Annotated in this window: 4 protein-coding genes; all 4 read left to right on the top strand. The window is 59.0% G+C overall.

Translation table 11 applies throughout. The annotated features are described in order from the left end of the window. Nucleotides 1-229: 229 nt before the first annotated feature. The 4 genes from KVQ82_RS22245 (at nt 230) to KVQ82_RS22230 (ending at nt 16,975) form a co-directional block, all read left to right on the top strand. The gene (locus tag KVQ82_RS22245) at nt 230-9,571 is read left to right on the top strand and encodes a retention module-containing protein (protein ID WP_222015943.1); all 9,342 of its coding nucleotides are present in this window, start codon (nt 230-232) and stop codon (nt 9,569-9,571) included. A gap of 818 nt (nt 9,572-10,389) precedes the next feature. Then, on the top strand, nt 10,390-12,339 hold the full coding sequence (locus KVQ82_RS22240) for a hypothetical protein (protein WP_222015940.1): 1,950 nt from the start codon (nt 10,390-10,392) through the stop codon (nt 12,337-12,339). Nucleotides 12,340-12,496: 157 nt separating this feature from the next. Next, a complete protein-coding gene (locus tag KVQ82_RS22235; RefSeq protein WP_222015938.1) occupies nt 12,497-14,449 on the top strand; it encodes a hypothetical protein in 1,953 nt (650 codons plus the stop codon). Nucleotides 14,450-14,734: 285 nt separating this feature from the next. Continuing rightward, the gene (locus tag KVQ82_RS22230; protein WP_260687723.1) at nt 14,735-16,975 is read left to right on the top strand and encodes an autotransporter outer membrane beta-barrel domain-containing protein; all 2,241 of its coding nucleotides are present in this window, start codon (nt 14,735-14,737) and stop codon (nt 16,973-16,975) included. Nucleotides 16,976-17,030: the final 55 nt, after the last annotated feature.

The following is a 17,030-nucleotide window of genomic DNA, read 5'->3' as shown; positions in this document are numbered from 1 at the left end:
ATGGGTGACGGTTTTTTGTCACTCGGGTGATTCACCACCGTTACGTAGCGCTAGTGGGTTTGCGGCATCAATCAGGATTGCGCAGTGCTTGAAAGCACCGACCTTTCCTTGTTTGCGCTACCTGCGAAACGAACTGTCGAGGTGCGAGCGTCACCCCGGCAACCCGCTTGAGCCATGGGCGTGCTTCGCGAACCAGTGCCGACGGTGTTCGGCAGCGGAGGAGTTTCACATGGCAACGCTCATCGGGATCGTCACTAAAGTCATTGGTCAGGTTTTTGCTCAAGGCACCGACGGCACTCGCCGCGCTTTGGTCGAGGGCGACCGCTTGTTTGCCGGCGATCAAGTGATCACCGGCGCAGAAGGCGCTGTCGCCATTCATTTGCAAAATGGCCACGAACTGACCCTGGGTCGCGACAGCAGCATGACCCTTTCCGGGCAACTGCTGGCCAATCAGGCGGTGCATGTCGACTCCCCTGAAGCGCTGACGCCGAGCGAAGCACAGCTGACTGACGTCGAGCAGATTCAGAAAGCCATCGCTGCCGGCGAAGACCCGACCAAAGCCGCTGAAGCCACCGCTGCGGGCCCGAATGCGCCGACTGGCGTGCCGGGCGAGGCGGGCGGTGGTCACAGCTTTGTGTTGCTGACTGAAGTCGGTGGACGAGTGGATCCGGTCATCGGCTTCCCGACCGCCGGTTTCAATGGCATTCCCGAGTTTCCCGAAGAGCGGCATAACGCGGTGATCGACAATGGCAACAACACGCCGATCGTGCCGCCGCCGGTCAACAATCCGGTGACGCTCAGCGGTCTCGCGGTGCCGGGGGGCGAGCTGACCCTCAACGAAGCCAACCTGCCCGACGGCTCCTCGGCCAACCCCGGCGCGCTGACTCAGAGCGGCAGCTTCACGGTGTCGGCGCCGGACGGCTTGAGCAGTCTGAACATTGGCGGCATCAGCGTGATCAGTGGCGGCGTGGCGGCGGGTTTCCCGCAGTCGATCACCACGCAACTGGGCAACACCCTGACCATCACCGGTTACAACGCTGCGACCGGGGTCGTCAGTTACAGCTACACCCTCAACGGCAATGACGCCCATCCGGCCGGTGACGGCGCCAACAGCCTCAGCGAACATTTCACCGTGACTGCCGGTGACAGCAATGGCGACAGCGCCACCGGCTCGCTCGACGTCAACATCATCGACGACGTGCCCAGAGCGGTGAGCGACAGCAACGCCAATACCGCGTCGGAAACCCTGCTGACCCTCACCGGCAACGTGCTGATCAACGACGTGCAAGGTGCCGACCGCGTGCCCACCGGGCCTGTGACTGCGGGCACCTTCACCGGCACTTTCGGCACGCTGGTGTTGAATGCCAATGGCACGTACACCTACACCCTGAACACCAGCGACGCGGATTTCAAAGCGCTGCACGGTGGCGGTAACGGCACAGAGACGTTCACTTACACCATCACCGATTCTGACGGTGACACCAGCACCGCGAATCTGGTGCTGCAGATCCACAACAACGACGATCCGGTGCTGATCAATGGCTTGAACGCCGAGGGCGGCGAGCTGACTGTTTACGAAAAAAATCTCAGCACTGGCAGCGAGCCGGATTCCAACGCACTGACCCAAAGCGGCACCTTCACCATCACCGCTTTGGACGGCGTCACCACGCTGACTGTCGGCGGTATCGCTGTCGTCACTAACGGTGTGGCCGCCGGCTTCCCACAATCGGTGACCACGCCGCTCGGCAGCACGTTGACCATCACCGGTTTCAACGCAACGACCGGTGTAGTGAGTTATAGCTACACGCTGGATCACAACGACGCCCACCCAACCGCCAACGGCGCCAACAACCTGCCCGAGCAGTTCGCCGTCACCGTGGTCGACGACAATGGTACGACTGCCAATGCGACCCTCGACGTCAATGTGATCGACGACCTGCCCAAAGCGGTGAACGATTCCAACGCCAACACCGCTTCGGAAACCAATCTCACGCTGACCGGCAACGTCCTCACCAACGACGTACAAGGCGCCGACCGCGTACCGACCGGCCCGGTCGCTGCCGGTACCTTCACCGGCACCTATGGCACCCTGGAGCTGCACACCGACGGCACTTACACCTACACGCTCAACCCGACCGATGCCGACTTCAAGAATCTGCACGGCGGCGGTAACGGCACAGAGACGTTCACTTACACCATCACCGATTCGGACGGCGATACCAGCACCGCGAATCTGGTGCTGCAGATCCACAACAACGACGATCCGGTGGTCATCAGCGGCCTGGACGTGAACGGCGGCGAGCTGACGGTTTACGAGAAAAACCTCAGCACCGGCAGCGCGCCGGACGCTAATGCACTGACTCAGAGCGGCACCTTCACCATCACCGCTTTGGACGGCGTCACCACGCTGACTGTCGGCGGTATCGCCGTGGTTACTAATGGCGTAGCTGCAGGCTTCCCACAATCGATCACTACTCCGTTGGGCAGCACGCTGACCATCACCGGTTTCAACGCAGCGACTGGAGTGGTCAGCTACAGCTACACGCTGGATCACAACGACGCCCACCCAACCGCCAACGGCGCCAACAACCTGCCTGAGCAGTTCGCCGTCACCGTGGTGGACGACAATGGTACGACTGCCAATGCGACCCTCGATGTGAACGTGATCGACGACCTGCCCAAAGCGGTGAACGACAGCAACGCCAACACCGCGTCGGAAACCAATTTGACCCTGACCGGCAACGTCCTCACCAACGACGTACAAGGCGCCGACCGCGTACCCACCGGCCCGGTCACTGCCGGTACCTTCACCGGCACCTACGGCACCCTGGAACTGCACACCGACGGCACTTACACCTACACGCTCAACCCAACCGATGCCGACTTCAAGAATCTGCACGGCGGTGGCAACGGCACAGAGACCTTCACCTACACCATCACCGACTCGGACGGCGACACCAGCACCGCGAATCTGGTGCTGCAGATCCACAACAATGACGATCCGGTGGTCATCAGCGGCCTGGACGTAAACGGTGGCGAACTCACGGTTTACGAGAAAAACCTCAGCACCGGCAGCGCTCCTGACCCAACCGCGCTGACCCAAAGCGGCACCTTCACCATCACTGCACAAGACGGTGTAACGAGCCTGACTGTGGGCGGTATCGCCGTGGTCACCAATGGTGTGGCCGCCGGCTTCCCGCAATCGGTGACTACACCGCTCGGCAGCACGCTCACCATCACTGGTTTCAACGCAGCAACCGGTGTCGTCAGCTACAGCTACACCCTCGATCACAACGACGCGCATCCGACTGCCAATGGCGCCAACTCGCTTTCCGAACAGTTCGGCGTCACGGTGGTCGACGACAACGGCACCACTGCCAATGCAACCCTTGATGTGAACGTGATCGACGACCTGCCCAAAGCGGTCGATGACAGCAACACGGGCACGGCGTCGGAAACCACGCTCACGCTGACCGGCAACGTGCTGACCAACGACGTACAAGGCGCCGACCGCGTACCGACCGGCCCGGTCACTGCCGGTACCTTCAGCGGCACCTACGGCACCCTGGAACTGCACACCGACGGCACTTACACCTACACGCTCAACCCAACCGATGCCGACTTCAAGAATTTGCACGGCGGCGGCAATGGGACAGAGACGTTCACTTACACCATCACCGACTCGGACGGTGACACCAGCACTGCGAATCTGGTGCTGCAGATCCACAACAACGACGATCCGGTGGTGATCAGCGGTCTGGATGTGAACGGCGGCGAGCTGACGGTTTACGAGAAAAACCTCAGCACCGGCAGCGCTCCTGACCCAACCGCGCTGACCCAAAGCGGCACCTTCACCATCACCGCTTTGGACGGCGTCACCACGCTGACTGTCGGCGGTATCGCTGTCGTCACTAACGGTGTGGCCGCCGGCTTCCCACAATCGGTGACCACGCCGCTCGGCAGCACGTTGACCATCACCGGTTTCAACGCAGCAACCGGTGTCGTCAGCTACAGCTACACCCTCGATCACAACGACGCCCACCCAACCGCCAACGGCGCCAACTCGCTTTCCGAACAGTTCGGCGTCACCGTGGTCGACGACAACGGCACCACTGCCAATGCAACCCTTGATGTGAACGTGATCGACGACCTGCCCAAAGCGGTCGATGACAGCAACACGGGCACGGCGTCGGAAACCACGCTCACGCTGACCGGCAACGTGCTGACCAACGATGTACAAGGCGCTGACCGCGTACCGACCGGCCCGGTCACTGCCGGTACCTTCACCGGCACCTACGGCACCCTGGAACTGCACACCGACGGCACTTATACCTACACGCTCAACCCAACCGATGCCGACTTCAAGAATCTGCACGGCGGCGGTAACGGCACAGAGACGTTCACTTACACCATCACCGACTCGGACGGCGACACCAGCACTGCGAATCTGGTGCTGCAGATCCACAACAACGACGATCCGGTGGTCATCAGCGGCCTGGACGTGAACGGCGGCGAGCTGACGGTCTACGAGAAAAACCTCAGCACCGGCAGCGCGCCGGACGCTAATGCACTGACTCAGAGCGGCACCTTCACCATCACCGCTTTGGACGGCGTCACCACGCTGACCGTCGGCGGCATCGCGGTCGTCACCAATGGTGTGGCCGCCGGCTTCCCACAATCGGTCACCACGCCGCTCGGCAGCACGCTGACCATCACTGGTTTCAACGCGACTACGGGGGTGGTGAGTTACAGCTACACCCTCGACCACAACGACGCCCATCCAACTGCCAACGGCGCCAACAACCTGCCTGAGCAATTCGCCGTCACCGTGGTCGATGACAACGGCACCACTGCCAACGCAACCCTCGACGTCAATGTGATCGACGACCTGCCCAAAGCGGTGAACGATTCCAACGCCAACACCGCTTCGGAAACCAACCTCACGCTGACCGGCAACGTCCTCACCAACGACGTACAAGGCGCCGACCGCGTGCCCACCGGCCCGGTCACCGCCGGTACCTTCACCGGCACCTACGGCACCCTGGAACTGCACACCGACGGCACTTACACCTACACGCTCAACCCGACCGATGCCGACTTCAAAAACCTGCACGGCGGCGGCAACGGCACCGAGAATTTCACCTACACCATCACCGATTCTGACGGCGACACCAGCACCGCGAATCTGGTGCTGCAGATCCACAATAATGACGATCCGGTGGTCATCAGCGGCCTGGACGTAAACGGCGGCGAGCTGACGGTCTACGAGAAAAACCTCAGCACCGGCAGCGCTCCCGACCCAACCGCGCTGACCCAGAGCGGCACCTTCACCATCACTGCACAAGACGGTGTAACGAGCCTGACCGTGGGCGGCATCGCCGTGGTTACTAATGGCGTGGCTGCAGGCTTCCCGCAATCTGTCACTACTCCGTTGGGCAGCACGCTGACCATCACCGGGTTCAACGCAACGACCGGTGTTGTGAGTTACAGCTACACCCTCGACCACAACGACGCCCACCCAACGGCCAACGGCGCCAACAACTTGCCCGAGCAATTCGCCGTCACCATGGTCGACGACAACGGCACCACTGCCAATGCGACCCTCGATGTGAACATCATCGATGACCTGCCAAAAGCGGTGAACGACAGCAACGCCAACACCGCTTCGGAAACCAACCTCACGCTGACCGGCAACGTCCTCACCAACGACGTACAAGGCGCCGACCGCGTGCCCACCGGCCCGGTCACCGCCGGCACGTTCAACGGTACTTACGGCACCCTGGAACTGCACACCGACGGCACTTACACCTACACGCTCAACCCGACCGACGCAGACTTCAAAAATCTGCACGGCGGCGGCAATGGGACAGAGACGTTCACTTACACCATCACCGACTCGGACGGTGACACCAGCACTGCGAATCTGGTGCTGCAGATCCACAACAACGACGATCCGGTGGTCCTCAACGGTCTCGACGTCAACGGCGGCGAACTCACGGTCTACGAGAAAAACCTCAGCGACGGCAGCAGCCCGAATCCATCAGCATTGACCCAGAGCGGCACGTTCACCGTGACTGCGCTCGACGGCCTGCAAACCCTCACCGTCGGTGGTATCGCCGTGGTCAGCAATGGCGTGGCCGCAGGCTTCCCGCAATCGGCGGTCACGCCATTGGGCAGCACGCTGACCATTACCGGTTACAACCCGGCCACGGGCGTGGTGAGTTACAGCTACACCTTGGTGGACAACGAGGCTCACCCGACCGCTAACGGCGCCAACAGCCTCACCGAGAATTTCAACGTGGTCGCCACCGACGGCGACGGCAGCACCGCCAGCGGCCAGATCAACGTCAACATCATCGATGACCTGCCGACCGCCAAGGCCGACACCGGCTCGGTGGTGGAGGGCGGTACGGTGAATGTCAGTGTGTTGGGCAATGATGTCATCGGTGCGGACGGCGCAGCGGCGGGTGGTGCTGTGGTTGGCGTGCGCGCCGGCGGCGATACCTCAAGTTCGGCGATCGGCGGCCTCAACAGCAACATCAACGGCACTTACGGCTACCTGACTCTGGATGCGGCGGGCAACGCCATTTACCACAGCAACTCGAACTCGGTGAGCCCACCGGGCGCCACCGACACGTTCACCTACACCATCCGCGACGGTGACGGCGACGAAAGCACCACCACCCTCACCATTAACGTCGCTGACAGCAAACTGGTGGCCTCGGTCGATCAGGACGTGACGGTCTACGAAAAAGCTCTCGACCTGACCAAGGACGGCCAGGACCTGGCGCCCGGCACGGTCACCGGCAGCGACCCGAGCAACACCGGCGAAACCGCCACCGGTACGCTGGTCGGTGCGGTCACCGGCGGCAGCGGGGCGCTCACCTACACCCTGGTCGGCAGCGCCACCGGCACTTACGGGCAGATCCAGCTCAACGCCGACGGCACCTACACTTACACCCTGACCTCAGCGCCGAAAACCACGCCGAACGCCAACGACGGCGCCAATACCCTGAGCGAAAGTTTTACCTACAAAGCCACCGATGCGCTGGGCAACAGCACCACCAGCACGATTGTGGTCAACATCGTCGATGACGTGCCCAAAGCCGTGGCGTCGGACCGCTCGGTGGCGGCGGTGGAGATCGATTCCAATCTGCTGATCGTCCTCGATATTTCCGGCAGCATGGTCGACCCGTCCGGCGTGCCGGGCCTGTCGCGGCTGGATCTGGCGAAACAGGCGATCAGTGCCTTGCTCGACAAATATGACGACCTCGGCGACGTCAAGGTGCAACTCGTCACCTTCAGCAGCAGCGCCACCGACAGGACCTCGGTATGGGTTGACGTAGCGACTGCAAAATCGATTCTCGCCGGCCTCACGGCGGGCGGCGGCACTAACTACGATGCGGCGGTGGCGATGATGCAAACCGCCTTCAATACCTCGGGCAAACTCACCGGGGCGCAGAACGTCGGTTACTTCTTCTCCGACGGCAAACCGACCACCGGCCAGGAAATCGGCACCGCCGATGAGACCGCACTCAAAGCCTTCCTCGATGCCAACAACATCAAGAACTACGCCATCGGCCTGGGCAGCGGCGTGAGCAACGCCAACCTCGATCCGCTGGCCTATGACGGCATCAGCCACACCAACACCAACGCGGTGGTGGTCACCGACCTCAATCAGCTCAACTCGGTGCTGTCGGGCACTGTGGAAGGTGCGCCAGTCACCGGTTCGCTACTGGGCGAGGGCGGTACCTTCGGCGCCGATGGCGGCTTCATCAAATCCATCGTGGTCGACGGCACCACCTACACCTATGACCCGCGCGCCAACAGCGGCCAGGGTTCATTGACCGCCAGCGGCGGCACCAACCACGGTACGTTCAATACCGTGAACAACACGATCAGCATTGCTACCAACAACAGCGGCACGCTGGTGATCAACCTCGACACCGGCGACTACAGCTACACCTCGCAGAAAACCACGACCACGGTGATCACCGAGAACATCGGTTTCACCCTCAGCGACAATGACGGCGACCTCGCCAGCTCGACGCTGACCGTGAAAGTGATCCCCAATTCGCCACCGGTGGCGATGGACGACCACGTCATCACCAACGTGCTGTCGAGCAACATCACCGTGCCGGGCGAACTGTTGTTGGCCAACGATACCGACCCGGACGGCGACACGCTCAATGCCTCGCCGACCAGCTTCAACACCGGTTGGGTGGCTAAGGGCGCGGACTTCACCGGCACTGGCGCGATCAGTTTCACCGGCACCAGCAACACGGCGGCCAATCAGAACCTGGCCGACGTGCGTAACGCGTTCGCGGCGAACACCGCCGCGATGACCGCGGTGCTGGTGGTCAGTGGTTACCTCGGTGCGGTGACCAACGCCAATGCCAACGATGAGGACTTGATCACCGTCAAACTGAAGCAGGGCGAAACCCTCAACCTGGATCACAACCTGGCGGCCGGCCACGTCACCATGGAGTACTCGGTCAACGGCGGCGCGTTCGTCAGCATCGCCGACGGCGGCACCATCACCGCCAGCGCCGACAGTACCTACCAGATCCACGTGACCAACATCAGCAATACCAGCGGCAGCAATCCGACGGCAGCGGAAAACTACCAACTGTCCATGACGGTCAATTACGCCGGCGCCCACGACGTGACGCCGGACTTCAACGGTACCTACACCGCCAACGATAACCATGGCGGCAGCGACACCGCCAACGTCAGCATCACCTATCAGGATGGCCACACCCTCACCGGTACTGCCGGGGATGACATTCTGGTAGCGGGCACCGGCAACAACCTCCTCAATGGTGGCGACGGCAACGACGTACTGACCGCCGGTTCCGGCAACAACGAGATGCACGGCGGTGCGGGCAACGACTTGCTCTACAGCGGCCCGGGCAACGACATTCTCGACGGCGGCACCGGCATCGACACGGTCAGCTATGCCCACGCCACCGCCGGGGTTACGGTCAACCTCGGCCTGCTCGGTGCGCAAAACACCATCGGCGCCGGCACCGACACGATCAGCAACATCGAAAACCTGGTTGGCTCGAACTTCAACGACACCCTGACCGGCGACAACAATAACAACGTGATCAACGGCGGGCTGGGCAACGACATCCTCAACGGTGGTGGTGGCGATGACCTGCTGATCGGCGGCATGGGCAACAACACCCTGACCGGTGGAGCGGGAGCGGACACCTTCCAGTACCTCAAGGGCAACACTGGCCACGACACCATCACCGACTTCACCCCGGGCACCGACAAGCTCGACCTGTCGCAACTGCTGCAAGGTGAAAACGGCACCACCGCGTCGCTCGACGACTACCTGCACTTCACCGTCACCGGCAGCGGCGCCTCGGTGCTCACCAGCATCGACGTCAGCGCCCTGGCCGGCGCCACGCCGAACCAGACCATCGACCTGGCTGGCGTCAACCTCGCCAGTCATTACGGTGTAACGCCAGGGGCGGGTGGAGTGGTAGCCGGTGGGCACGACACGGCGACGATCATCAGCGGCATGTTGAATGATCATTCGTTGAAGGTGGACACGGTTTGATCAAGGCCTGAAACGACAAAACCCGCCGCTCCGGTAAATCGGAACGGCGGGTTTTTTCTGTCTGGAGAACTGTGTTGCCAGTGAGTCAGCCTTCGCGAGCAGGCTCGCTCCCACATTGGATTTATGGTACTCACCACTTTGTGAACAACAAGCTCCCCTGTAATAGTGAATCTGCTCGCGAAAGCGGCCTACCAGACAAAATCAAACCCGCACATAAACATAACCTCGCAACCACGTTTAAAGTACACCAACCGGGCCATGCTGATGCTGCATCAGGTGATCATGCTCAGTGAACTGATGGTCAACCGGTTACTGGACGGCCGCCAGGTGCAGAACTAATCACCCGGTCCCCCTGTAGGAGCTGCCGCAGGCTGCGATCTTTTGATTTTGCCTCTAAAAACAAGATCAAAAAATCGCAGCCTGCGGCAACTCCTACAGAAAGTCATTTTTTCAAAGCACCTTGATCGGAGTTCCATCTGATGCCCGAAACCCCACCCAATCCGCCGATCACAGATTCGGTCGTGGGGGGGCAAAGACGATGCCGGAAGGTATTCAGGGGCAGGTGGCGAGCGTTGGCTACAAATGCAGCCTCACGCTGAACTGATTGTTCAGTCATTTCCATCGACTTCCCGACAAACGGTAAGCAAACCTAGTATTTCTGACAGTAGGCAGCTTTTTCCGGCAGGCATCTAATTGGGTCACAAACGTTCCACGCCACCGTCAGTCAACGGCCCGTTTTATCTTCACGACTGCCCTGCGCGGGAACATTGTCCGCTCAATTACCGGGGAGTTTCGCTATGCCCTCAGATGAGTCGTCGATGGATCCGCAACACACGCGCGGTGATGACGAAGCGAGTCTTGTGGTTATTCCAGAACCGATTGTTCCGGATATCCTGAAAGACGAAGAGGGTAACGAGAGCCCGGACGGGCTATTACCTCGCGATGTATTGAATCGCGATTTGAAAATCACGATTCCGGCGTGGGATTTCTCCACAGAGCCGGAATTCTTAAAAGACGTCGTGCGGGTGGGCTTCAGGCGAAGGGGACTTCCCTTTGATGACGACACGGCGGGTGTGTTCCCGTTCGATATTCCCATTGCTCCGGGTGACAAGATTGTTTCGGTGCCTCAAGGGGACCTGGCACCTGGCGTTTACGACCTGTCGTACAAGCTCGTGATTGGTGGCAACGCAGCGGAATCGCTGAAAAAAACCATCACCGTCGATAGAGTGCCGCCGGATGACGGCCAGGAACCGGCGATGCTGGAGCTGCTGGATCTTGTGGGCAATATCACCGATGACTATTTGGACGAATACGGTCAGGTTCGTTTCAAAGTACGTCTCTATCTGGACGTGAAGGCCCGTGACCGGGCGATTTATTACTGGACGGACACCAACCCGCCACCGGACTTCGAACCCGAAATACGCGAGCAGGCGTTCAGTCAGTTTGATATCGATAACGATCAACTCATCATCACCGTCTACGCAGACGAAATTCGCCTGCGCGGTCATGGACAGCGATACATCTATTATCGCTTGCGCGACTGGGCCGGAAACCGGGGACCGCGCTCGCGGCCGCTGCCTGTGTTCGTCGATCTGACCCCGGGGGCACCCATTCACAAGCCTCCGCGCATCCCCCTGTCGGACAGAGGCTTGATCGATCGTCAGCACGCCCGGGAGGGGGCGGTCGACCAAGGGGCGGTGACGGTCGAAATCGATGCCTATGACAATCCGTTGAGCGGTGATCAGATACTGCTGGACTGGGATGGCACTGGTCTGCCGCCGCAGTATGTCGACCCGGCCAACTTTCCTTGCGTGATCCCTGTGCCGTGGAGTGCGCTCACAGCCAAGGGGCTGGGTCCGGTGAATGCTCGTGTCACTTACCGCGTGCGTACAAGGGGCGTGGATAGCAAACCGTCAATGGAAACCCTGGTATCGGTGAACCTGACGGTGGCAGGCCAGGATCACGCCAATGCGCCGGCGTTGTTGAACCCCAAGCTTGCCTTGCTGGAGATCTACGGCGCCAAATCCAAGGTGCTGAACACATTGCTTACCGAAGATTTCGGCGAGGACGCCGACGGCTTCCTGACCTTGTTCGATGCACCTGAACGAGGACACACGATCGAAGTTTATTGGGGGAGCATCAGTACGCCCGTGGCGCAATACATCGTCCAGAGCGGTGACGTTGCCGGCAAGAGAGTGCCGTTCAATATTCCTTGGTCAGTCATTGACCAGGACCGGCTGAACCCGGCGTTGCCGGTCCATTACACCACCAGCAATGGCATCAACCAGCAGTTGGCTCCATTCACGCCCGTCAAGGTGTCGATCATCATTATCGAAGGTCTCCAAGAGCCTTCGTTCCCTGACGCTGGCATCAGAGGGACGCTTGACTGCTGTGCGAAACCGCGTCTCTGGGAGCGGGTGCGCGTGAGGATTGAAGGCAACCCGGCGTTTGACGAGAAGGACATCGTGACTTTGTTCTGGCAGGGATGCGCGGGACCGAATGGCACCAAGCCGATTCCCGGGGCCGCGGAACCGTTCTTGACCATTTTGAGTGCGGATCAGGCAAGAAACGGTTTTGAAGTGCATGTGACCGATTACGAAAGATTGATAGCGCCGATGGAAAACCAGGGTTCGGCGTTATGTCATTACACCTTGAAAAAGTTTACGGGTGGGCAGGGTGTTTCAAAAAAAGATTTCGTGATTATCAATAGAACCATGCCCAGTGGTGCAGTGTGCTCACCCACTAATGAAACCTGTACGGAACCGTAACGGGTATTTGATTAATTAAAGTGCATTAGCCGTTTTTAGTCGGGACAGTCACGAGTATTTATTCGTGGCTGACAGAGAGTGTTGTGCCCGCGTTTTGGGCGTTAGTTGATTGGCAAAATTCCGGGCATATGAAGCCCGTTTCTGAAGGAGCTGAAAAATGGCAAGTCTGAAACCATTGACGCCCGCTGAACAAAGTCGCGTCGATTATCTTAAAGTTCGCCGTGCTGTTACAAAAGTTGATGCGCCCGTCATCAAAGTGCATTCAGACAACCCATTTCTAGGCGATACGTCGGATGATGAAATCAATCAGATTCCGCTGAGCCTGCAGGGAAAGCCTTTCAAGTGTCTGGTTCCGAGGCCTGAGGAGGCTGGCGAAACGGAGACAGTACCGGGCTTCATTGAACTGACGTTTGACGGAAGTCGGATAACCTCTACTCGATACAATTATGAGACGCCGTTGGACGATACTATTCTTGAAATCGATATGACGTTTCCTGCCGGATACACCAATAGGCCGGGGACACATGAGTTGGGATACTTTATCAATCAAGGCGGTAATACCAGCAACTCTGTTCCGTTGGAGTGCAACGTTGATAGAACTCCTCCACACCCGTTTTTTCCGGTTATTCTTCCGAAAGAAGTGGTGGATAACGGTCTTACCAAAAAATACCTGGACGACAATGGTTTTGTAGCTATCACGATTCCTGAGTATGGAGATATGAAGATTGGCGATTTTATAGAGGCGTTATATGGGGACTCGATACCGTTGGCAGAGGTTGTCGATTCGGTCACCCGGACTGATACCACCACTGAGATCGTGCTTAAACTTACTGCTGAACAAGTATTCAAGACAGGTGAAGGGACTCACGCGTTTTTTTTCAAAATCACCGACCGTAAGGGAAACCCAAGTGCCATTTCTCCACCAGTCTCCGTTACTGTCGTTTTGACAGACCCACCCGAGGGGCTGTTGCCCCTTAGTATTCCGCTGTATGACGATGTCGATGACGGTCTGGTCGATCTGGCGGATGCGCAAACGCCTTTGGGCGTGGGAATCCTTGCCGAATACACCCACTACATGCCGGGAGATAAGTTGGTGGTGACCTATGACGGCATTCTGCAGGAGGCGAAGCCCATCAGCGGGTTCCCGTTTTACGTCGATATTCCGTTCAAAGACGTGTTCAACAACGACCCTGGTGAAAAAACGGTAGCGGTCGGCTACCAAATCAAACGCGGCAGCACCTATTACCCGCCAACTCCGATTTCAAAAGATGTTGACGTTGATTTGCGAAAGCCCGGTCTGCCGATTGATCCAGGTAATCCAAGCCCGATCAATCCAGATCTGGCGTTGGTGACGGTTCAGGGAGGTTCCGGGGGCACTGTCAATACGTTGCGAGCAGCCGACAAAGATCAGGATGTTACTGTCACGGTCAATACCTATACCGACGCCAAGGAAGATGACACCGTTCAACTTGAATATGCGGGCCAGCTTGTTTCTGAGGCGGATGGTGGCCTCATTACGATTCCAGACCCTGTTCCCACATCTCTGCAGTGGGACGTCGACTGGAGCGTTTTTGCGGCGGCAGGCAACGGTGATCCAACGCACCCGATGGCTTACGTCATTGGTCATCCCCTGAACGACAACGTAGATATTTCACAACCCAGGAACGTGGATGTGGAGATTCAAGTGGACACTGTTCCTGATCCGGCATTTTCACACCTTGATCCCGACTTTACTGACTGGCTGAACTGCACATCCTTGCGCCTGGATCCCATCCAGGGTGTGGTGGTCGAGGTGCAGGTCCCGGGTGGGGAATTGGCACTGGCGAATCAAGAGTTGAAATTCACCTATCAGGGTTATACCGACGCCGCCGGTGCAAACCCCAAAGAAGGGACATTCGAGGAGGTGCCCTACACACCGACAGATCAGGAAGCCGCGGTTGGCTTCATTGTGAAGATCCCATACGCGCCCCTCCTCGCGACTCTTAACGCATGGGGTGGCGTCCGTTATACAGCTGTCATTAACGGGCGCGACACGCCCTCCAACCAGCATCTGGTCAGGGTGTACCTGGTCAATCCGGGTGATGGCGGAACTTGCCCGTTGCCCACCTGATTCAATGCGTTTCAAAGGAAACACGGGAGGTGGCTACGCCTCCCGTGTCCTCGCTGAAACGGTTGTTGAAACAGGTGGATCATTTCTCGAACGGGAAAGGACTTTTCCGTCCGGAACTAGGACTTCTCCTACATTTTTCAATGACCCGGGTAGGTATTGTTCGCGCCTCTTACAGTCTTTCGGCGTTGCTTTTGAAAGATGTGAGGTGATGAATATTCAGGAAGCCACGTCATGAACAAAAACCATGTTTCGCTGCAAAAAAATGCTGCGGCAGGACTCTTTAAAATGCTGGTCGTGCTGCCAGCATTTTTTTTTACCGGCGGGCATTCTTTTGCCGCCGTTATTGTCGATAACGGCAATACGCTGAATATCGATGCAAGCACACCGCAAAGCGATTATCTGGTACGCAACGCAAGTGTGCTGAACATCGCGGGGGCCACCACCCAGAGTCTGTCTGTCACGTCCGGATCAACGTTGAATATCAACGGTGCAACGGTCAATGCCGACGGTGGGCTGGAGGGAATCCGCATAACCGGCAGCACGGGTGATCTCACTCGCGCCATCGTGACCAGTGACTTTATGGGGCTGGCGGTCAATCGGTCTACCGGCTCGACCCTGGGCTCCACGGTCACTGCAACCGACAGCCAATTCAAGGGTGGGGAAATCGGTGCTCAGGTCACTGGCTTGAGCACGCTCACGCTCATCAACAGTCAGGTGACGGGCACAGGGGCTGACAGTACCGGCCTGAACATATTGGGGGGGGATGTACGCGCCTCCGCAAACACGGTTATCAGCGGCGACAAGACCGGGGTGACTATGGGCAGGGATCCCTCGGGCCTGGGCAACAATTCACTGCAGCTCGACAACGCCAGTTTGGAAGGCCGCACCGGTGATGCGATTCTTGTGGACAAGGGCATCAATGCCACCCTTGATGTGTTGAACCAGTCCTCCCTGACGGGGGGCAACGGCAACGTGCTGACGGTGCAGGGCGCTTCCACCGCGCGCATGTCTGTCAGCGACAGCACGCTGCAAGGCAACGTCAACGTCACCGGCAACAGTACCGCCAATCTCACCTTCGATCAGGGCAACATGAAGGGCGACGTGCTGGTCGAAAACGGTTCGACCGCCAACGTCACCCTGCAGAACAGTTCGCAGTTCACTGGCCGTCTCGACAAGGTCGATGGCGTGACCGTCAACAGCGGTTCGATCTGGACCCTGACGGGCAACGACACCGTAGGAACTCTCGCGATGAGTGGTGGGACGGTTCGCTTTGGTGCGCAGGATGTTCCGAATACCTTCTACCAATTGAACGTCGGTACGCTCGCCGGTTCGCCGGACGGTTCCAGCACCTTCGCGATGAAGGGCAACTTCGCCACGGGCCAGCATGACTTGCTCAATGTCACAGGTGTGGCGACCGGGTCGTTCGGGTTGCTGGTGGCGGCGTCCGGTCTGGATGCAGTGAACCCGCAGCAACTGACTCTGGTGCGCACCGCCGCTGGTGATGCGCAATTTGCTTTGACGGGCGGGCGAGTGGATCTCGGTGCCTGGTCCTATGACCTGGCCCAACGACAAGGTGGAACGAGCGGTACGGAATGGTTCCTCGACCCGACCACCCAGGTGATCAGCCCCGGCGCCAGTGCGGTACTGGCCTTGTTCAACTCTCCGATTACCCTGTTGTACGGCGAAGCCAGCTCATTGCGCAGCCGTATGGGCGAGTTGCGGTTCAACGGTGGCCAGTCGGGTGCCTGGGCACGCACCTATGGCAACCAGTACAACGTGTCCGATAGTTCCGGTGTGGCGTACAAGCAGAACCAGCAAGGGCTTTCCCTCGGAGCCGACGCCCGACTCAATGACAGCGTGCTGGTGGGTGTGATGGGGGGCTTCAGTGAATCCGATCTGAGTCTTGAACATGGCACCTCGGGCACGGTCAAGAGTTATTACTTCGGGCCGTATGTGACGTGGATGGACCGCGACACCGGTTACTACGTTGACGGTGTGCTGAAATTCAACCGTTTCCGGAACGAGGCCAAGGTCGGTTTGAGCGACGGCACGCGTGCCAAGGGCGATTACGATAACTGGGGTGTCAGCGCGTCGGTTGAAGGCGGTCGTCACATCAAGTTGAGCAACGATTACTTCATTGAACCCTTCGTTCAGTTTTCGGCAGCGCAGATCCAGGGCAAACGCTTCAGCCTGGACAACGACATGCAGGCCGAGGGTGATCGTACCCGCTCTTTCCTGGGCAAGGCAGGCGCCACGGCCGGGCGCAACTTCGACATTGGCAATGGTGCCGTTGCGCAACCTTATGTACGTGCAGCGATAGCTCACGAATTTGCCAAAAACAACGAAGTGCAGGTCAACAACAACGTGTTCAACAATGACCTGTCGGGTTCACGGGCGGAGTTCGGCGCTGGTGTGGCGGTGGCCATGTCGGACAAATGGCAGGTGCATGTCGATCTGGATTACGCCAATGGCGAGCATATCGAGCAGCCTTGGGGGGGGAATGTAGGGGTGCGGTATAGCTGGTAAGTCACGGCCCCCGAATACAGGAAAGCCGCTACTCCTTCAGAGAGTAGCGGCTTTT

Source organism: Pseudomonas sp. AO-1 (genome assembly GCF_019775695.1).
GTDB classification, from domain to species: domain Bacteria; phylum Pseudomonadota; class Gammaproteobacteria; order Pseudomonadales; family Pseudomonadaceae; genus Aquipseudomonas; species Aquipseudomonas parakoreensis.
Note: the sequence above shows the minus strand (reverse complement) of the source record. Positions and strands in the feature narration are given on the sequence as shown.

What these genes read in the sequence shown, in the direction of transcription:
- KVQ82_RS22245 (WP_222015943.1), top strand. Translation starts at nt 230, where the DNA reads ATGGCAACGCTCATCGGGATCGTCACTAAAGTCATTGGTCAGGTTTTT.
- KVQ82_RS22240 (WP_222015940.1), top strand. Translation starts at nt 10,390, where the DNA reads ATGGATCCGCAACACACGCGCGGTGATGACGAAGCGAGTCTTGTGGTT.
- KVQ82_RS22235 (WP_222015938.1), top strand. Translation starts at nt 12,497, where the DNA reads ATGGCAAGTCTGAAACCATTGACGCCCGCTGAACAAAGTCGCGTCGAT.
- KVQ82_RS22230 (WP_260687723.1), top strand. Translation starts at nt 14,735, where the DNA reads ATGCTGGTCGTGCTGCCAGCATTTTTTTTTACCGGCGGGCATTCTTTT.